Source organism: Ochrobactrum sp. Q0168, assembly GCF_016427605.1.
GTDB lineage: Bacteria > Pseudomonadota > Alphaproteobacteria > Rhizobiales > Rhizobiaceae > Brucella.
Genome location: NZ_JAELXQ010000002.1, coordinates 685959 through 702308 on the forward strand (window position 1 = coordinate 685959; position 16350 = coordinate 702308).

The following is a 16350-nucleotide window of genomic DNA, read 5'->3' on the forward strand; positions in this document are numbered from 1 at the left end:
GGCAGAATGGGCAAGGACGCCACTGACGCTTCCACCTACAGACCGCGCGCCGCATGGTTCGACGGCCTGACGGAATGCGGCCCGGCGACGATCAAGCTCAACATCATCGAAGCGGACCCTTCCAATCCGCTTGCGGAAGCTGCGGTGGGCATCGCCCGCAGGCAGATCGCACATGCTGCGGCAAGGCTTGAAGCCCTGCCGCATCAGGACGCCGGTTTCGCCATTCTCCATCAGGGTGAGGAAAGCCTGTGGCTTCTGCTCCACTGGTGGCTGGAAGGCGGCATCGCAACGGAAATGCTGTGGCAGTCCGAACTCGGCGACGAGATCGAATTCATGCCCGCACAGAACTTGCTGATGGCCTGCGTCTGGGAACTCGGAATTATTGACTTTGAACGGCGCGCCTGGATGGAGACGGCCATGTCCGGCAAACCCATCGCCGATTATCTTGCGCGCACTTTGCCACGGGGCACGGTATGACCACTCGCATCGACACCAAATTCGCCGCATTGAAGACCGAGGGCCGTCCGGCGCTGGTCACCTATTTCATGGGCGGCGATCCCGATCTCGAAACCTCGCTCAAGGTCATGAAGGCGCTGCCGAAGGCCGGCGCCGATGTGATCGAGCTGGGTATGGCTTTCTCCGATCCGATGGCGGACGGCCCGGCGATTGAAGCTGCCGGTCTGCGCGCCCTGAAAGCGGGGCAGTCGCTGGCCAAGACGCTCTACATGGCCGCCGAATTCCGCAAGGAAGACGACACGACCCCGATCGTGCTGATGGGCTATTACAATCCGATCTATATCTACGGCGTCGAGCGCTTTCTCACCGACGCCAAGGCTTCCGGCGTCGACGGGCTGATCATTGTCGATCTGCCATCGGAAATGGATGCGGAACTTTGCGTCCCGGCCATGAAGGCGGGTATCAACTTCATTCGCCTGACCACGCCGACCACCGACGACAAGCGCTTGCCGAAGGTCCTGCATAATTCGTCGGGCTTTGTCTATTATGTGTCGATGAACGGTATCACCGGCTCGGCCATCGCCGATACGGCGCGCGTCGGCGATGCGGTGCGTCACATCAAGAAGAGCACCGATCTGCCGATCTGCGTCGGCTTCGGCGTCAAGACGCCGGAACAGGCTGCCGCCATTGCCGCCCATGCGGATGGCGTCGTCGTCGGCACGGCAATCGTCAATGCGGTGGCCGGTGAACTGACGCCGGAAGGCGCGCTCAAGGGCGATCCTGTGGCCGCTGTGAGCAAACTTGTCGGTGCACTGGCGCAAAGCGTTCGCACGACACGCCTTGAAGCCGCCCAATAAATCGTCCATTTAAGCGGGTAGAGTTGCTTTTCCGCAAAAGCGGGCGCAAAGACGCCCGCACTTTCTGTCGGAAATGCAAAAGCATGTCTCCCAAAAGTGGGAACCGGTTTTGGGATAAAGACTGCGTAAAAACATTCAGTTAAAGCGTGTTCCCTGCATAGGATAAATGCGACACGCTTTAACCTTCGAAGAACAAGAAACGGAACCAAACGTCATGAACTGGATCACCAACTACGTTCGTCCGAAGATCAATTCGATGCTTGGCCGTCGCGAAATGCCGGAAAACCTCTGGATCAAGGATCCGTCGACCGGCGAGATGGTGTTCCACAAGGATCTGGAGAGCAACCAGTTCGTGATCCCGTCTTCGGGCCATCACATGCGCATCAAGGCGAAGGACCGCCTGCGCTTCTTTTTCGACAATGGCGAATATACCACGCTCGACGCGCCGAAGGTTCCGGTCGATCCGCTGAAATTCCGCGACGAGAAGAAATATATCGACCGACTGAAGGATTACCGCACCCGCACCGGCATGGACGACGCTATCGTCAACGGCCTCGGCACCATCGAAGGTCTGCCGATTGTCGCCACCGTGCAGGATTTCGGCTTCATGGGCGGCTCGCTCGGCATGGGCGCTGGCGAAGCGATCATTCAGGGCTTCGAAAAGGCCATCGAGCTGAAGCGTCCGCTGGTTCTGTTCGCAGCATCGGGCGGCGCGCGTATGCAGGAAGGCATTCTCTCGCTGATGCAGCTTCCGCGCACCACCGTTGCCGTGGAAATGCTGAAGGAAGCAGGCTTGCCTTATATCGTCGTGCTGACCAACCCGACCACGGGCGGCGTGACGGCATCCTACGCCATGCTGGGCGACATTCATATTGCCGAGCCGGGGGCACTGATCGGCTTTGCCGGTCCGCGCGTGATCGAACAGACCATCCGCGAAAAGCTGCCGGAAGGTTTCCAGAGCGCGGAATATCTGATGGAGCACGGCATGGTGGACATGGTTGTTCCCCGCACCGAGCTCAAGGAAACGATTGCGCGTCTCCTGAAGATCATGACCAAGCAGCCAGCCAACACCGACAGTCCTGCAGCGCCAAAATCAGACGCCGACAGCAAGGCGGCCTGATATGGGCAGCCAGATCGTGGCAGGCAAGGCGGCTGCCGCTATCGAGCGGCTGATGCAACTGCATCCGAAAGGATTTGACCTCTCCCTGGACCGCATTCGCGGTCTCTTGGAGAAGCTCGGCAATCCGCATCTCAAACTGCCGCCGGTGATCCATATTGCCGGAACCAATGGCAAGGGATCGGCGACCGCCTTCTGCCGCGCCATTCTGGAAGCTGGCGGTTTCGACGTTCACGTCCACACCTCGCCGCATCTGGTCAACTGGCACGAGCGTTATCGTCTGGCAGCGCCCGGCGGCGGCAAGCTGGTCGAAGACGATGTTCTGGCCGATGCCATCGAACGCGTTGCAGCTGCCAATGGCGGCCAGCACATCACCGTCTTCGAAATTCTCACCGCCGTGGCCTTCGTGCTATTCGCCGAACATCCAGCCGATGTCGTCATCATGGAAGTCGGGCTGGGCGGTCGCTTCGATGCAACCAACGTGATTCCCGAACCTGCCGTATCGCTGATCATGCCGGTCTCCATTGACCATCAGGCATTTCTTGGCGACCGCGTGGAGCTGATTGCTGCCGAAAAGGCCGGGATCATCAAGAAGGATTGCCCGGTCGTCGTCGGCTTCCAGCCTTTCGACGCGGCGCGTGAAGTGCTTGTTTCCACGGCGGACCGGCTCGGCTGCCCCGTATCAGTCTACGGACAGGATTTCCTCGCCTTTGAAGAACATGGTCGCATGATCTTCCAGAACGAGGATGGGCTGATCGATCTGCCGCTGCCGCGCCTTCCTGGCCGTCACCAGATTGCCAATGCCGCCGCTGCGATCGAAACAGTACAGCTTGCGGGCTTTAACATTCCCGACAAGGCCGTCGAAAAAGCGCTGATGGTCGTGGACTGGCCCGCGCGCATGCAGCGCCTGACGCATGGAGCGCTTGTCGATCTCGCGCCCCCAACGTCGGAAATCTGGCTCGATGGTGGGCACAATCCGGGTGCAGGCGCAGTGATCGCAGAAGCTTTCGGCGATCTCGAAGAACGCAACGCGCGTCCGCTGTTCCTGATCACCGGCATGATCAACACCAAGGACCCTGTCGGCTATTTTGAGGCTTTTGCGGGCATGGCGCGCCATGTCTTCACCGTGCCGATCCCATCCAGCGATGCGGGCATACCAAACGATGCGCTGGCTGTATCGGCCCAGAAGGCTGGTCTGTCAGCCGAACCGGTCCACTCGGTCGCCAATGCGCTGAAGCTCCTGCACGATACCTGGCCTGCCGATGAAATTCCGCCGCGCATCCTGATAGGCGGCTCGCTCTATCTTGCGGGCGAAGTATTGGAAGAGAACAACACGCCACCATCCTAATAAAATTATATTATTATGATTTACTTTATTAGTCATTATTTCGCCTTTATTTATACCCAAGAATAAATTGTTGTAATTTTAAGAATGGATATATAAATGCGTAATGCTCTTATTGTTTCTACAATTCTTTTTGCTGGACTTTCGACTGCTCCGTCTTTTGCTGCCGGAGTTGCGAAAGAAACTGACACCAAGGCACCAAAAACTAAGGCCGCAATGCCCGTTTGCCCAACCGGCACCAAAGCTGACGACGGGAAATATTATCTTCCGGGTACGCATGAAGAATGCCGGTTGAGCGATAAAGACCACACCGACACCCAGCACAAGTCGAAGTAAGCTCCAGAGTTCTCTTCGAACAAAGAAAAACCCGGCCTTGAGCCGGGTTTTTTATTACACTCGATGAATTATACTTAAGCAGCAGAAGCCTTGATCCAGTCGGCAAGGCGGCTCTTGGGAGCAGCGCCAACCATATTGGCGGCAAGTTCACCATCTTTGAACATCAGGAGCGTCGGGATCGAACGCACGCCGAACTGGGCTGCGAGTTCCGGATTCTCGTCGATGTTAACCTTGGCGATCTTGACCTGACCGGCCATTTCGGCGGCGATCTCGTCAAGCGCCGGCGCGATCATCTTGCATGGACCGCACCATTCCGCCCAGAAATCCACCACGACCGGCTCGTTCGACTGAAGAACGTCCGACTGAAAATTGCTGTTATCGACCTTAACGGTTGCCATAGGGCTATCCTCTATATGGTTAAGAACGGCAGACATCTTCACAGACTCACACGCAATCCGCTCTTTCTTCGCTATATCATGTGGCGTGTCCGCTGCCATCCGTCAAGTTCTAGTTACTCACCTTTCCTTGAGAGTCTTTCAGCGCCTGCATGGCTTCATCAAGCACAGCATCGGACAGCGGCAACAGAAATGGCCCTTCGGTAAAGAGCAATCCTGTTTCCACAACCCGCCCCGGATAGAGCGGTTCCAGCAGCGCCTTATAAAGGGCGAGCTGCGCCCGATAGGCGAAGGGCACCGCCTCGACAGTCTTTGGCGGCGGTCGGTTGGTCTTGTAGTCGACAACGAGCACGCGGGTCTCGTCAACGCTGATGCGGTCAACCTGACCAGACACAGCATGATCGCGCCCGCCAAGATTGATCGTGCCCATGATTGCGACTTCGCCACGCGAACCAGAAGCGAAAACCGGCGCAAATCGCTGATCCCCCAGAATGGCCTTCACGCTTAGAGCGGCATTGTGGCGCTCGGCCTCCGGCCAGTCGCCTGCGATCCGGGCGAGATAATCTTCCGCCAGCCTTTCCCGCTCTCCCTCCGGAACTTCCGGCAGATATTGCAATAGCATGTGGATCGCCGTGCCGCGCCGCAGGGCAAAGCCGGGCATGCCGTCGCTGACGATATCCCCGAGCACAGGCGAGCTTGCATCCAGCGGCGGCTCTTCATCCGCCTCAATCAGCGCGGATGCGCCCGATGGCGCCAGCGGGCGGGGAAGCCCTGCTTCCGGCTTGACCGGGAGCAGATATTCCGGCGGCAGATCAGGCAAAGGCATAGCCTCCGCCTGATCCGGCTCGACAATCTCCGTCAATCCGCGCGGCGTATTGCGGTAACGCCGGGCGGCGACACCCTGCACGGGATGTACAAAGGTCTCCGATTTGACGGCCAACGCATCTTCGGCCAGCCTGTGCCATGTCTCGCCGCTTTCGCGCGTGCCGCGATAGCCACAGATGATGAGGCGGTCTTCGGCACGCGTCATGCCGACGTAAAGCAGGCGGCGATATTCTTCCTCGGCACGGGCTTTCAGCTCTTCGATACGCGAAGCAGTAAAGCCGGTCTGCCAGCTGCCGTTCGGCTGCCAAAGATAACCTTTCACGGGTGGTCCGTCATGCGCCAGATCATAGGGGATCAGCTTGGGCGCGCGGCTGCCGGTCCAAACAGCGCTGCCGGGATCGACCAGAAACACCACCGCGCCCTCAAGGCCCTTAGCTGCGTGGACAGTCATGAGGCGCACTTCGTTGCGGCCCTGATCAAGCTCGCGCTTGATTTCCGGCGAAGCTGCATCCAGCGTTTCCAGAAAAGCCTGCAAGCCGGGCAGCCCTGCCCGCTCGGCGGAGAGCGCATAGTTCTGGAACTCGTCGATAATGTCGCCCGCTTCCGGCCCAAGCCGCGCCAGCAGCTTTCGGCGTGCGCCATCAGCACTCAGAATACGCGCATAGAACTCGAAAACCGGCATGGTATCGGCCATGCCGCGCCAGCGGCTCAAGGTCTTGTGGATCGCGGCAAGCGCCTCATCCTCACGCGAAACACGATAGAGATGTTCGAACAGGGTCGAGCCCGACCCGCGCGGATGCGCGAGCGCAAACAGCCGGTCATCATCCCAGCCGAAGAGCGGGCTTTTGAGAAGTGAAGCCAGCGAAAGATCGTCGGAGGGTTGCAAGACGAAACGCCCGAGCGCCATCAGATCCTGAATGGCGATGTGGCTGGTGAGGCGCAGGCGATCCGCCCCGGCTACCGGCACGCCGAGATTCTTCAGCGCCCGCGACAAGGCAGGCATGAACTGGTCGCGCTTGCGCACCAGCACCATGATGTCCCGCGGCGCGATGCGGCGGTTTTGGCCCGGTATGGGTTCGCCCCTGTCCAGCCAATAGCGGATGGTGGCGGCGATCTGTTCGGCGAGTCGCACGGCGGGTGCGGCTAGATGATCGACCGGCACGCGCCAGTCATCGGGCTCTTCCACCGCTTCCGGCGTCAGCATGTCCCAGATTTCCACCTCGCCCGGCGCGTCGGCGCGAATGGCATCGTGAACCGTGGCGCCCGCAAGCCCGCGATGGGCTTCCGGACGCGCAAAGACTTCATCCACGGCTTGAAGCACATCGGGCGCGGAACGGAAGGAAAAGTTGAGACTGACGCGCTCGAACTTCAGTTCCGCATCGCCTGCGCGGAGACTGACCGAACGGCCCTGCGCGGCAAAATCTTCCGGCACGGCCCCCTGGAACGAATAGATCGACTGTTTTTCGTCACCCACCGCAAACAGCGTGCGTTGCAGGTTGCGCTGGCCGAGACCGGAAAAGAACTCCTCCGACAACATGCGGATGACCTGCCACTGGTCGGGGCTGGTGTCCTGCGCTTCATCCACCAGAATATGATCGATGCCGCGATCAAGCTTGTACTGCACCCACTGCCCTGCCCCGTCGCGGGCCAGCAGCGCCACGGTGCGGGTGATCAGATCTTCGAAATCGAGCAGACCGCGCTTGCGTTTGAGATCATGATAGCGTTGCAGGAGATCATCGATCAGCGTCAGCGCGGCCAGATTGAGCCGCACGAGGCGCAATTCCTTCAGCCGGTCGAGGCCCATTTCAACACGGGAAGCAGCGGCATCGAAGGCTTCCTCGAATTCCGGCAGAAGTTTCTTCACCGCAGCCGAACCGACATAGGCGCCGGATTTCGGCTCGCCCGTGCTTTTCAGAAATGCGGCGCGCAGCACCGCCTCGCGGTCACGACTGGTGCTCACCTTGTCGTAGCGCTTCAGTTGCAGTGCAAAATCATGCGCGCGCGCCGCACCCTTCTGGATCGAAAGAATGAGATCGAGCGCATCATCGGAAAATTCGGGAACCGGCCAGAGTTCCGCCAGAATATCGCTTTCACGCTCATCCGGATCGAAACCGAAGGCGCGATGCAGGGTCTCGGCGCGGGTTTCGGCAACGCCCAATTCTGCGATATAGCGCTGCAAGCCGTTACGCCGGTTCACCGCCTCGTCCAGCAGCGATTGCAGCCCCATTTCACCCGATGCCTGCAAGACATCGGCAAAGGCTGCTGCGATATTCGCATCGCCGCCGCCATGCGCCGTTTCGAGCAGCTGACGCCGTGCTTCGCCCACAAGTGCGGCCTGCATCAGGTCGTCCATCATCTCGAAATGACCGGCGATATTCGCCTCAAGCGGAAACTGATGCAGGATGGCTTCGCAAAACGCGTGGATGGTCTGGATTTTCAGCCCGCCCGGCGTTTCCAGCGCACGCGCGAAAAGTCGCCGCGCCACCGCGAGACGAGGCGCGCCCGGCCTGCGGCCTTCCAGCGATTTCAGCTTCTCTGCCAGTTCGCCATCCGGCAGCACCGCCCATTCCGACAGGCGCGCAAAGACGCGGTTCTGCATCACCGCCGCCGCTGCCTTCGTATAGGTGAGGCAGAGGATTTTCGACGGATCGGTCCCTTCGAGCAAAAGGCGAATAACGCGCTCTGTCAGAACATGCGTCTTGCCGGAACCGGCATTGGCCGACACCCAGACCGAGGCGGCGGGATCGGCAGCCCGTGTCTGCGCATCGATGGTTTCCGGCGGGATATAGAGCTTCTTCTTCATTCGCCGCCCTCCCCACCGGCATCGCCGCCAGCGGACCATTCCAGCACACGCGCAAGGTGGTCATAGTCGCCCGTCAGGTCAGTTTCGCGGAACGGCAGCGCACGCGAAAGATAACCCTTATCCGGCTTCTGATATTCAGCCAGCAGCTGCGCAAGACGCTGCCAAGCCTCCTCGCCCAGAGCGGGAGCCGTCTTTTCCGATGGCGGTCGGCTGATCTTGAGAATGGATTCGGGCTTCACCTCGCCCCCGGCCCGCAGCCGCACATAGGTGAGATCGGAGGCCCGAACGGAGCCAACCTCGCGGAACGCGCCGCGCACCAGAAGTGCAGCCTCCAGCGCCAGCTGCGGCGACAACAGCACATGCGCCTGACGCGGCGACGGCGTGGAGCCGGTCTTGTAATCAATGATTTCGGCCGTCCCGTCGCGCATCAGATCGATACGGTCGGCACGGCCCGAAAGCGTGATGCCGAGGCTTTCGATTTCGCGCTTGTCCGAGGCGATTTCCGCAAAGCGCGTCTGCACATTATAGGCGCGCTCCCGCTCCCATTCGAGGAACTCCGGAATCAGCGCTGTAAAACGCGGCCACCAGACGGCTTCGATCTCGGTCGGCAAATCCATATCGGCAAACAGGATGCGTCCCAGTTCCGTCAGGCGCGCGGCGGCATCAGGCGCCATCGGGTCGATATTTTCCTGCGTGAAATGCCCAAGAATGTCATGGAACAGCGTGCCGCGTTCCGCTGCCGCCGGATCACGGATCAGCGGTTCCAGCGGGCGCAGCTTGAGAATACGCCTGGCGAAGATCGCGTAAGGATCGCGGCGCAGCGTTTCCACCTCCGTGACGGAGAAATGCTTGGGCCGCGCTGCGACCGGCGGCGCAGGCTCAGGCCTTTTGACGAAAGGCACATCCGGCGCACGGTCAATCTCGCGCGACCAGTGCAGGAAACGCTGGCCACGCTGGCGCATTTCCTTGGTCACATCCGCACCCAGCACGGTTTCGAGCCGTTGCAACCAGCGCGACGCCACTGTCGGGGCATTGTCGGAGCGCTGCGAGCGCGACAGCACCACATGGTCCATACCCAGCGCCATTTGAAAATCATGCGCGGCAAGGCCGGTGCGCCGCTCGGGCGGGTCAAGCGCGATCATCGCCTTCATCGGGCGCGACATGAAGGGATCGTTACGTGTCTTGGCGGGCCAGCTACCCTCGTTCAGACCGCCGATCACCACCGTATCGACCGTCTGCAGACGCGCTTCAAGCGCACCCCAGACAAAGACACGCGGATGACCGCCGGGATGCGGCTTGACCGTTTCACCCGCCATCAATGCATCCAGAATTGCAGGCCATTCGCTGGCTTCGAAATCGAGTTCCGATTCGCTCGAAACCAGCCCGCGCAGGAAGGAGGCGATTTTCTCGCCACGCTCACCGGAGTAGAAGGCAGCGACGCTGCCGTTTTCATCGCGCGCCATGTTTTCAATGGCTTCCGCTGTCGCTCGTGCAATCTCGCCAATATTGGTTCGCCGTCCTGTTGTCACGAAAGGCGCCAGCGGCGCAACAGCCTGGGACAGGTTTTCGCAGAGCGCTCGCGCGGCGGCGATCATCTCCGGTGTCACGCTGTCATGCCATGCCGGACGCCAGGACTGGTTGGCGCTTTCTTCCAGTCGCCTGTCGAAAAAAACTGGCAGATCGATGACGGAGGCGCGCCCCGTGCCGCCGCGAAAGGCGACCAGTTCCAGCGTTTCGCCAGCCAGACGCCGGTCGATGCGCGGCGTTTCAAGCCGCAGCAAAGGATGTTTCACCAGCGCCAGCAAGGCCACCGGATCACCGGGATTGAACACCGTTTCCACCGTCAGGCGCAGCAGCGTCGAGGTCTCGACATCGCGCAAATGCCGCCCGCCGGAATCATCAGCATCGATGCCGAAACGCGCCAGTTCTCCAACCACGCGCCGTGCCAGATTGCGGTCCGCCGTCACCAGCGCCGCGATCTTGCCCTCTTCATGGATGGCGTCGCGAAGCGCCAGCGCCACCGACAAAGCTTCCTCGCGTTCGTTTGCCGCCTCAATGAGATCGATTTTCTGCGCCGAAGCCAGCAGAACATCCGGCTGCATATCCGGGTGCTGGCTGAGCGCGCCCCACGCATCGGTCGTTTCCGCCGGGCGCAGCGCTTCACTCACGACACGTTCCAGAACACGTTTCTGCCGCGACATGTCTTCGATGTGCTCGACATCTTCGCGAAGCGTCCCGATGGCACGCAGCAGCTTGTGCAGGCCATATTGCGGATGCCCGAAGGTCGAAGGATTGTCCTCGGCCTCGCCCAGCATTTTCCAAGCATCATCGTCCAGATCGCGATCAAGGCCCGGCAGCACGACTGCGCCGTTCGGCAGGTGCGCGATGACGGAAATCAGTTCCGCTGTGGCAGGGATGGACCCCGTTGAACCAGCCGCAATGACCGGCCCCGGAGGCGGGTTGTCGCGCAGACGCGCCACCTCGCCCCAGATCAGGTCGTTACGATGCGCCGCAGGGTTGGAAAGCTTGCGCTCGGCCAGAATATCGGGCCACAGCTTGGTGACGATATCGAGAAAACCGAGCGTCACCCGCCACCAGTCGGCAAGGTCATCCGGCGCGATGCTGGCCAGTTCACTCCATTGCGCGCCATCGGTTTCCACCTGATCCATCAGCCCGGCCAGATCGCGGGCCAGCCAGATGGCATCAGCGGTCGTGGCTGGAACCGATACGTCATCAACGCCGAACAGCGCCCGCACATGGGCGGGCAGAGATTCACGCCATGGGCGGATCAGACGCGCCAGCAGCAGAAGCCGCTCGGCCTTTGCAATCGGCGGATTGAGGTCGAACACCCCTGCCGCCCCGGCATTGAAAAACGCCGCGTCCTCGTCCACATCGCCAAGCGGTCTGATGGCGGGCAGAATAGCACTCTTAGCCGGATTCATTTCGACGATCACGGATCGCAGAGCGCGGGCTGCACGGCGCGTCGGCACGTAAATCGTGGCGCTGGCCAGCGCCAGCGGATCTGCGGGATTGCCGGGAAAACCTTCGATCAGTTTGCCGTCAAGCAGGGCCTTGGCAAAGGCTGGCAGGAAGGGTGTTCCGGAAGGAATGGAAAACAGCCTTGGCTTGGTTTTGCGCATGCTGCTTCTCTCCTTCATCAATTACTTTGGCTCAAATAAATTCGTCTCAAACCAGTGCGGAAAGTGCGGCCTCCGCTTGACCAATGGCTTCCGGCGTTCCGACCGTCAGCCAATGCCCGACCATGGGCATACCATAAAGTCGGCCTTCAGCGATGGCCTTATCGAAATATCGATTGAGCGACGCGACTTCAGGCTTTGCGCCTGCGAAAATGCGCGGATGAATGATACCGGCCCCTGCATAAATGAGCGGCGTTCCCGCCACATCGCGGGCGCGGCGCAAACGGCCTGCATCATCGGCGACAAAATCGCCCTTCCCCTCAAATCCGGTGGCTTGGTCGAGCCCTGCCGTCATCAGCAGGATATCCATATCTGCATCGTCCCAGGCTTCGCTCAAAGCCGCCAGATTGGGCTTCGCCATATCGCCCACCCAGAACGTATCGGCGTTCAAAAGATAGAACGGAGACGTTCCCAGTTGCGGCAATGCCTTGACGATACCGCCTGCGGAATCGAGCAACAGATCGCGCTCGTCGGAAATGACGATATGCGGCTTTGCCCGGTCGGCAAGATACGCATCGAGTTGGTCGGCTAAATAATGTACATTCACAACCGCGTTGGGCACGCCAACAGCTTCCAGCGCGTCCAGACCCCAGTCGATCAGCGGCTTTCCCGCGACCTTGACCAGCGGCTTGGGGATTGTTTCGGTGATGGGGCGCATACGCTTGCCCAGCCCCGCCGCCAGAACCATGGCCGTCTCAGGCATTTTCATTGCGCACGAGCCCTTCCTGCATCAATCCCAGCGCACGGAACCATGCCGCCACGGGCGCCATGACCGGGTGAACAAGCACACGTCCGAGATAATCATGGATGCGCGGCAGATGTTGGAGATAAGCCGGTTTACCGTCGCGTTCATCGAGCCTCACGAAGAGACCGAGCAGCTTGGCATTGCGCTGCGCGCCCATGGCCGCATAGGCCTTGCGGAACAAAGCTTCATCGAATGCATGGCCGAGGCGGCGGCGCTCGTCGCAATAAGCGGCCACAACCGCCTGTTCCAGTTCGACCGGAATAGTCACGCGCGCGTCGAGCGCCAGCGAGGCCACGTCATAGGCAGCGGGACCGATCATCGCATCCTGAAAATCGATGGTCCCGATGCGGTCCTTGCCTTCGGCTTCCGGAAACCAGAACAGGTTCGGCGAATGATAATCGCGCAGCAACAGGCTCTGTTCCACATCGGCGATATCGGTAATCACCTTGTCCCAGGCAGCTTCGTAAGCCTGCTTTTCTGTGTCGGTCAGCTGTCGGCCCATCATGCGCGGCGCATACCACTGCCCGACAAGGCTCACTTCGATCAGCATGGCATCGCGGTCGAAGGGCCCAATCAGATGATCGGGATAGCCATTGAGCGGCACCCGGTTCGGCCAGTTCACGCCATGCAGATGCGCAAGAAAACGGCCTGCCGCCTCATAGCGTTCCGCCACCGGCTCACCCGAAGCGGCGCGCACGCCCTCAACGCCCAGATTTTCCAGAACCAGAAAACCGGCGTCCAGATCGGCGGCGCGCATGTCCGGCACGCGAAAGCCATGCGCGGCCAAAAGCCCGTCAATGGCGGCGAAAGCCAGAATATTTTCAGCAAGATGCGCAATCTGCCGATAGGTCTTGCCCTCTCGCAATATTGGATCATAGGGCATCTGCGGCGCATTCATGAGAATCTCGACGCCATGCGCGCTACGGATCGTTTCATATTTGCGCGGGGATGCATCGCCTTGCAAATAGCGCCGTTCGGCCCCCTGCCGGTCGTGGCGATCAAGGAATGTACGAATGGCCAGCGAGCGTTCCAGACGGCTGATCGCGGCTTTCGGCCCGGCAATGGCGATGCGCCGCCCTGCCCCTTCATGCGAAAGCGTGACCGAAAAATTTGCTTCGGACAAAAAGCCCTCGCCGCGCTCCGGCCATTCGGCAAGCACGACGCCATCATCCAGAAATTCGACCAGTCCCAGCTCGTCGAGTTCTTCGCCGGAAGACAGGCGATAAAGATCGGCATGGGCGACGGGCAGACGAAGCGCCTCGTAGCTTTGCACCAGCGTGAAGGTCGGGCTTGGCACTTCCAGCCCCGGATTGTCAGCGATGGCGCGGATGACCGCGCGGGCCAGCGACGACTTCCCCGCCCCCAGATCACCGGAAAGCGTGACCAGATCGCCCTTTTGCAGAGCGAGAGCGAAATCCTCGCCAAACCGGAGTGTGGCGGCTTCATCGGGCAAATAGAATTCGAGAATCTGTGTCTGGGCGCTCATAGGCACCGTTTACCTTATTCGGCAGCAACACGGAAGCTGCGTGTCTCCGACGGGAAGCGGCAGATGACGGTCGTTCCCCTGCCCGCGCCGGTCTCGATATCGACCTTGCCGCCATGCAGCTCGACGAAGCTTTTCACGATGGCGAGGCCAAGCCCCGCACCGCGCTTGCGCCCGCCATTCGGATAGGACTGGAAGCGCTTGAAGACCGTGTCCAGCACTTCCGGCGACATACCGTGCCCGTCATCATGAACAGAGAAGACCACTTCGGACCCTTCGCGGGCAACCTGCAAGCTGACGGTCGAGCCTTCCGGCGCGTAATTGGTCGCATTGGACAGAAGGTTGAAAAGCACCTGCCGCACGCGATTGGCGTCTGCCTTGAAGACATCGACATCGTCGGCAATATCGACATCGAGTCCAATATCATGATCACGCAGACGTTCGCTCACCCGGGAAGCCGCCGCCGAAATCGCTTCCACCACCGATACATCGCCGATTTCCAGCTCCATAATGCCGGCATCGACGGTCGCAAGATCGAGAATATCGTTCACGATGGTCAGCAGGACCGATGACGACGTGCTGATATGCTCCAGATATTCCACCTGACGCTCGTTGAGCGAGCCGAAGGACGGCGTCTGCAGCAGTTCGGTAAAGCCGATGATGTTGGTCAGCGGCGAACGCAGCTCGTAGGAGACGTGCTGCACGAAATCATTCTTGATCTGGTCGGCCAGTTCCAGCGCTTCGTTCTTTTCCTTGAGGGCCCGCTCGACGCGCACCGTGTCGGTCACGTCGATGAAGGTCAGCATGGTCTGCCCCTTGGGCAGCGGCACCACCGCGAAGGACAGGATCACACCGTCATCCAGCTCCACCTGCCCCATGCGACCGTCACGCTGGTCGAGGAAGCCGGTCACCGAGGACACGAAATCGTCCCAGAGACCGTTGCCGCCGCGTTCGCGGCAAAGCTTTGCAATCGTGGAAATGTGGGTGCCTTCCACGACCATGGCTTGAGGCAGCGACCACAGGTCCGCAAACGACGGATTGGACAAGCGCATGCGGCCATCGGAACCGAACACCGCCACGGCCTCGGCCAGATGATCGAGCGTTTCGCCCTGAACCTTGATCAGCGTGTTGTAGCGGCCTTCCAGCTCGAACTTTTCCGTCATGTTCTCGAAGAACCACGTCACGCCGCCCTGCGGATGCGGATTGGCGACCACGCGCATGGTGCGCGTATCGGGCAGATGCCACATATGTTCCTGCGGCTCGACGGCGCGATAGGCGGACAGTAAACCGTCCTTCCACTTGCGCCATTCCGGCTGTTCCGGCAGCTTGCCTTCGGACCGCAGCCGGTCGAAGAGCAAGGTGTTGCTTGGCTGGGTTTCGAGCCACGCCGTATCGAGCGACCAGAGCTTCGCAAAGGCCTGATTGAAGAACTGGAGCTTCATTTCCGGATCAAAAATCGCAACCGCAGTCGACAGTTGATCCAGCGTTTCAGCATGGCTTTTGAGCGTGCGGCTCAGTTCTTCACGCACCTGCTCGACTTCGCTCAGATCGAAACCGAGACCGGCGGAACCGCCTTCGGCACTCACATCGGTCACGTCGAAAATGCGGCGATCGCCACGGATCACCGTTGGCAATTTCTCATGCAGGACCGGCTCGGCAAAACGATCCCGCTCCAGGCGGATTCGCGCCTGCGCGCCGAAAAGCTCGCGGCCTTCCGCAATTGTCTGGCTGGCATCAGGCATATCGACAGCGCGCGCATAAGCGTCATTGACCCATTCGATGCGGCCATTGCCACCGCGCACCCAGACGGGTTGCTCGATGCGCTCCAGCAGGCGGCGCAGAAGCTCGATCCGGTCGGACAATTCGCGATTCTGCGCCTGAAGTGCTGCGCGCTCCGCCTGAACGCCCTGCAGGCTGAAGAAGCGGGCGACAGCCAAACCGCCGGAGGTGCGGCCATAAACATCAAGCAGCGTGCCATTATTGGTTTCGACCGTCAGATCGAAAGCCCGCGCATGTTCGCGCAGCGACGCAACGGCACGTTCCAGTGCCGTGACCGATTGCGGGCGCAGCCAGCGACCGAATGCCAGAAAGGCTGAACGATCCTGCGGCGCGCCGCTGTCATCCGGCAATTGCCCGACCACGTCGGCCCGCATCGTATGACCGTCCCAGACGACGATGCGCTGATCCTTGAGATTGAGAAGCGCTTCATTGCGCTGCGCCGTAAGGCTGAGATCAGAGAGTTTTGAGCGCAGTTCCTTGTTTTCATTGGCGGCGCGGGCGCGCTCGCGAATGAGCCAGCCTGCGGAAAGCAGGGCCGCGCCCATGGCGCCAACAAACATGGAAAACTGGATGACTTCGAAAGCGCCAACGCTGCCGCCGCCAAAAGGCAACTCGATACGCGCACCGTCAGCGCCCTGCGCGAAAGCGGGCATTGCGGCAAGGACGGCGGAAACTGACACGGTCGCCTTTAAAACGACATGCCGAAGTGGCTTTGCAACACAAGCGAGAGCAACCGTCAGGCTCTTGCCTCTTCCGATTGTGGAATTGCCCCGGGCTGTGCCCGATATGCCGACTTCTGGCATGTTTCCCTTTTCTCCGCCACCCGACTGTGCATCCGCAAACGGACGCACATCCGCATTTCAAACACTTCAACGTCTCGATCGGCCATCACGCACCGCCACAGTGCCGATAGTCGAACGGGTTTCAGGGACGAAACAACCAGCCGCTTCCCGCCGAAACCGGCAAAAAACGCACCACGCGAACACCCGCCAAAACACATTGTTTCTTCGCA

11 protein-coding genes are annotated in these 16350 nt (G+C 60.4%); 5 read left to right on the forward strand and 6 right to left on the reverse strand.

Going from position 1 to position 16350, the window contains the following annotated elements; genetic code table 11:
• The first annotated feature begins 6 nt into the window (after nucleotides 1–6).
• From JAU75_RS07495 to JAU75_RS07515, 5 genes are all read left to right on the forward strand, one after another.
• Nucleotides 7–477 carry a hypothetical protein gene (locus JAU75_RS07495; protein ID WP_199055881.1) on the forward strand — a complete coding sequence of 157 codons (471 nt, stop codon included), beginning with the start codon at nucleotides 7–9 and terminating at the stop codon, nucleotides 475–477.
• Nucleotides 474–1313, forward strand: a complete 840-nt coding sequence (trpA, locus tag JAU75_RS07500; RefSeq protein WP_199055882.1) for a tryptophan synthase subunit alpha — start codon at nucleotides 474–476, stop codon at nucleotides 1311–1313. The genes JAU75_RS07495 and trpA overlap by 4 nt, the downstream gene beginning before the upstream one ends.
• 214 nt (nucleotides 1314–1527) lie before the next feature.
• Complete coding sequence (accD, locus tag JAU75_RS07505) at nucleotides 1528–2433, forward strand: acetyl-CoA carboxylase, carboxyltransferase subunit beta (RefSeq protein ID WP_199055883.1); 906 nt, start codon at nucleotides 1528–1530, stop codon at nucleotides 2431–2433.
• A gap of 52 nt (nucleotides 2434–2485) precedes the next feature.
• Nucleotides 2486–3778, forward strand: coding sequence for a folylpolyglutamate synthase/dihydrofolate synthase family protein (locus JAU75_RS07510; RefSeq protein WP_199056031.1), 1293 nt, complete (start codon nucleotides 2486–2488; stop codon nucleotides 3776–3778).
• Nucleotides 3779–3874: 96 nt separating this feature from the next.
• Nucleotides 3875–4111, forward strand: coding sequence for a hypothetical protein (locus JAU75_RS07515; RefSeq protein WP_199055884.1), 237 nt, complete (start codon nucleotides 3875–3877; stop codon nucleotides 4109–4111).
• Nucleotides 4112–4185: 74 nt separating this feature from the next.
• Here the strand turns inward: JAU75_RS07515 and trxA are convergent, their stop codons facing one another.
• The 6 genes from trxA to JAU75_RS07545 form a co-directional block, all read right to left on the reverse strand.
• On the reverse strand, nucleotides 4186–4509 hold the full coding sequence (gene trxA / locus JAU75_RS07520; protein WP_078337659.1) for a thioredoxin: 324 nt from the start codon (nucleotides 4507–4509) through the stop codon (nucleotides 4186–4188).
• Between the two features lie 109 nt (nucleotides 4510–4618).
• On the reverse strand, nucleotides 4619–8134 hold the full coding sequence (gene addA / locus JAU75_RS07525; RefSeq protein WP_199055885.1) for a double-strand break repair helicase AddA: 3516 nt from the start codon (nucleotides 8132–8134) through the stop codon (nucleotides 4619–4621).
• Nucleotides 8131–11274: a double-strand break repair protein AddB gene (gene addB, locus JAU75_RS07530; protein WP_199055886.1), complete on the reverse strand. Its 3144-nt coding sequence runs from the start codon at nucleotides 11272–11274 to the stop codon at nucleotides 8131–8133. The genes addA and addB overlap by 4 nt, the downstream gene beginning before the upstream one ends.
• 46 nt (nucleotides 11275–11320) lie before the next feature.
• Entirely contained in the window at nucleotides 11321–12040 is a 720-nt protein-coding gene (locus tag JAU75_RS07535) for a nucleotidyltransferase family protein (RefSeq protein WP_199055887.1), read from the reverse strand.
• On the reverse strand, nucleotides 12027–13562 hold the full coding sequence (gene tsaE, locus JAU75_RS07540) for a tRNA (adenosine(37)-N6)-threonylcarbamoyltransferase complex ATPase subunit type 1 TsaE (RefSeq protein WP_199055888.1): 1536 nt from the start codon (nucleotides 13560–13562) through the stop codon (nucleotides 12027–12029). The genes JAU75_RS07535 and tsaE overlap by 14 nt, the downstream gene beginning before the upstream one ends.
• Nucleotides 13563–13576: 14 nt before the next feature.
• Entirely contained in the window at nucleotides 13577–16141 is a 2565-nt protein-coding gene (locus tag JAU75_RS07545) for a PAS domain-containing sensor histidine kinase (protein WP_199055889.1), read from the reverse strand.
• Nucleotides 16142–16350 lie beyond the last annotated feature (209 nt).

Bases quoted from the DNA above. Each gene is read 5' to 3' on its own strand.
- JAU75_RS07495 (WP_199055881.1), top strand. From the start codon at position 7: ATGGGCAAGGACGCCACTGACGCTTCCACCTACAGACCGCGCGCCGCA.
- trpA (WP_199055882.1), top strand. From the start codon at position 474: ATGACCACTCGCATCGACACCAAATTCGCCGCATTGAAGACCGAGGGC.
- accD (WP_199055883.1), top strand. From the start codon at position 1,528: ATGAACTGGATCACCAACTACGTTCGTCCGAAGATCAATTCGATGCTT.
- JAU75_RS07510 (WP_199056031.1), top strand. From the start codon at position 2,486: ATGCAACTGCATCCGAAAGGATTTGACCTCTCCCTGGACCGCATTCGC.
- JAU75_RS07515 (WP_199055884.1), top strand. From the start codon at position 3,875: ATGCGTAATGCTCTTATTGTTTCTACAATTCTTTTTGCTGGACTTTCG.
- trxA (WP_078337659.1), bottom strand. From the start codon at position 4,509: ATGGCAACCGTTAAGGTCGATAACAGCAATTTTCAGTCGGACGTTCTT.
- addA (WP_199055885.1), bottom strand. From the start codon at position 8,134: ATGAAGAAGAAGCTCTATATCCCGCCGGAAACCATCGATGCGCAGACA.
- addB (WP_199055886.1), bottom strand. From the start codon at position 11,274: ATGCGCAAAACCAAGCCAAGGCTGTTTTCCATTCCTTCCGGAACACCC.
- JAU75_RS07535 (WP_199055887.1), bottom strand. From the start codon at position 12,040: ATGAAAATGCCTGAGACGGCCATGGTTCTGGCGGCGGGGCTGGGCAAG.
- tsaE (WP_199055888.1), bottom strand. From the start codon at position 13,562: ATGAGCGCCCAGACACAGATTCTCGAATTCTATTTGCCCGATGAAGCC.
- JAU75_RS07545 (WP_199055889.1), bottom strand. From the start codon at position 16,141: ATGCCAGAAGTCGGCATATCGGGCACAGCCCGGGGCAATTCCACAATC.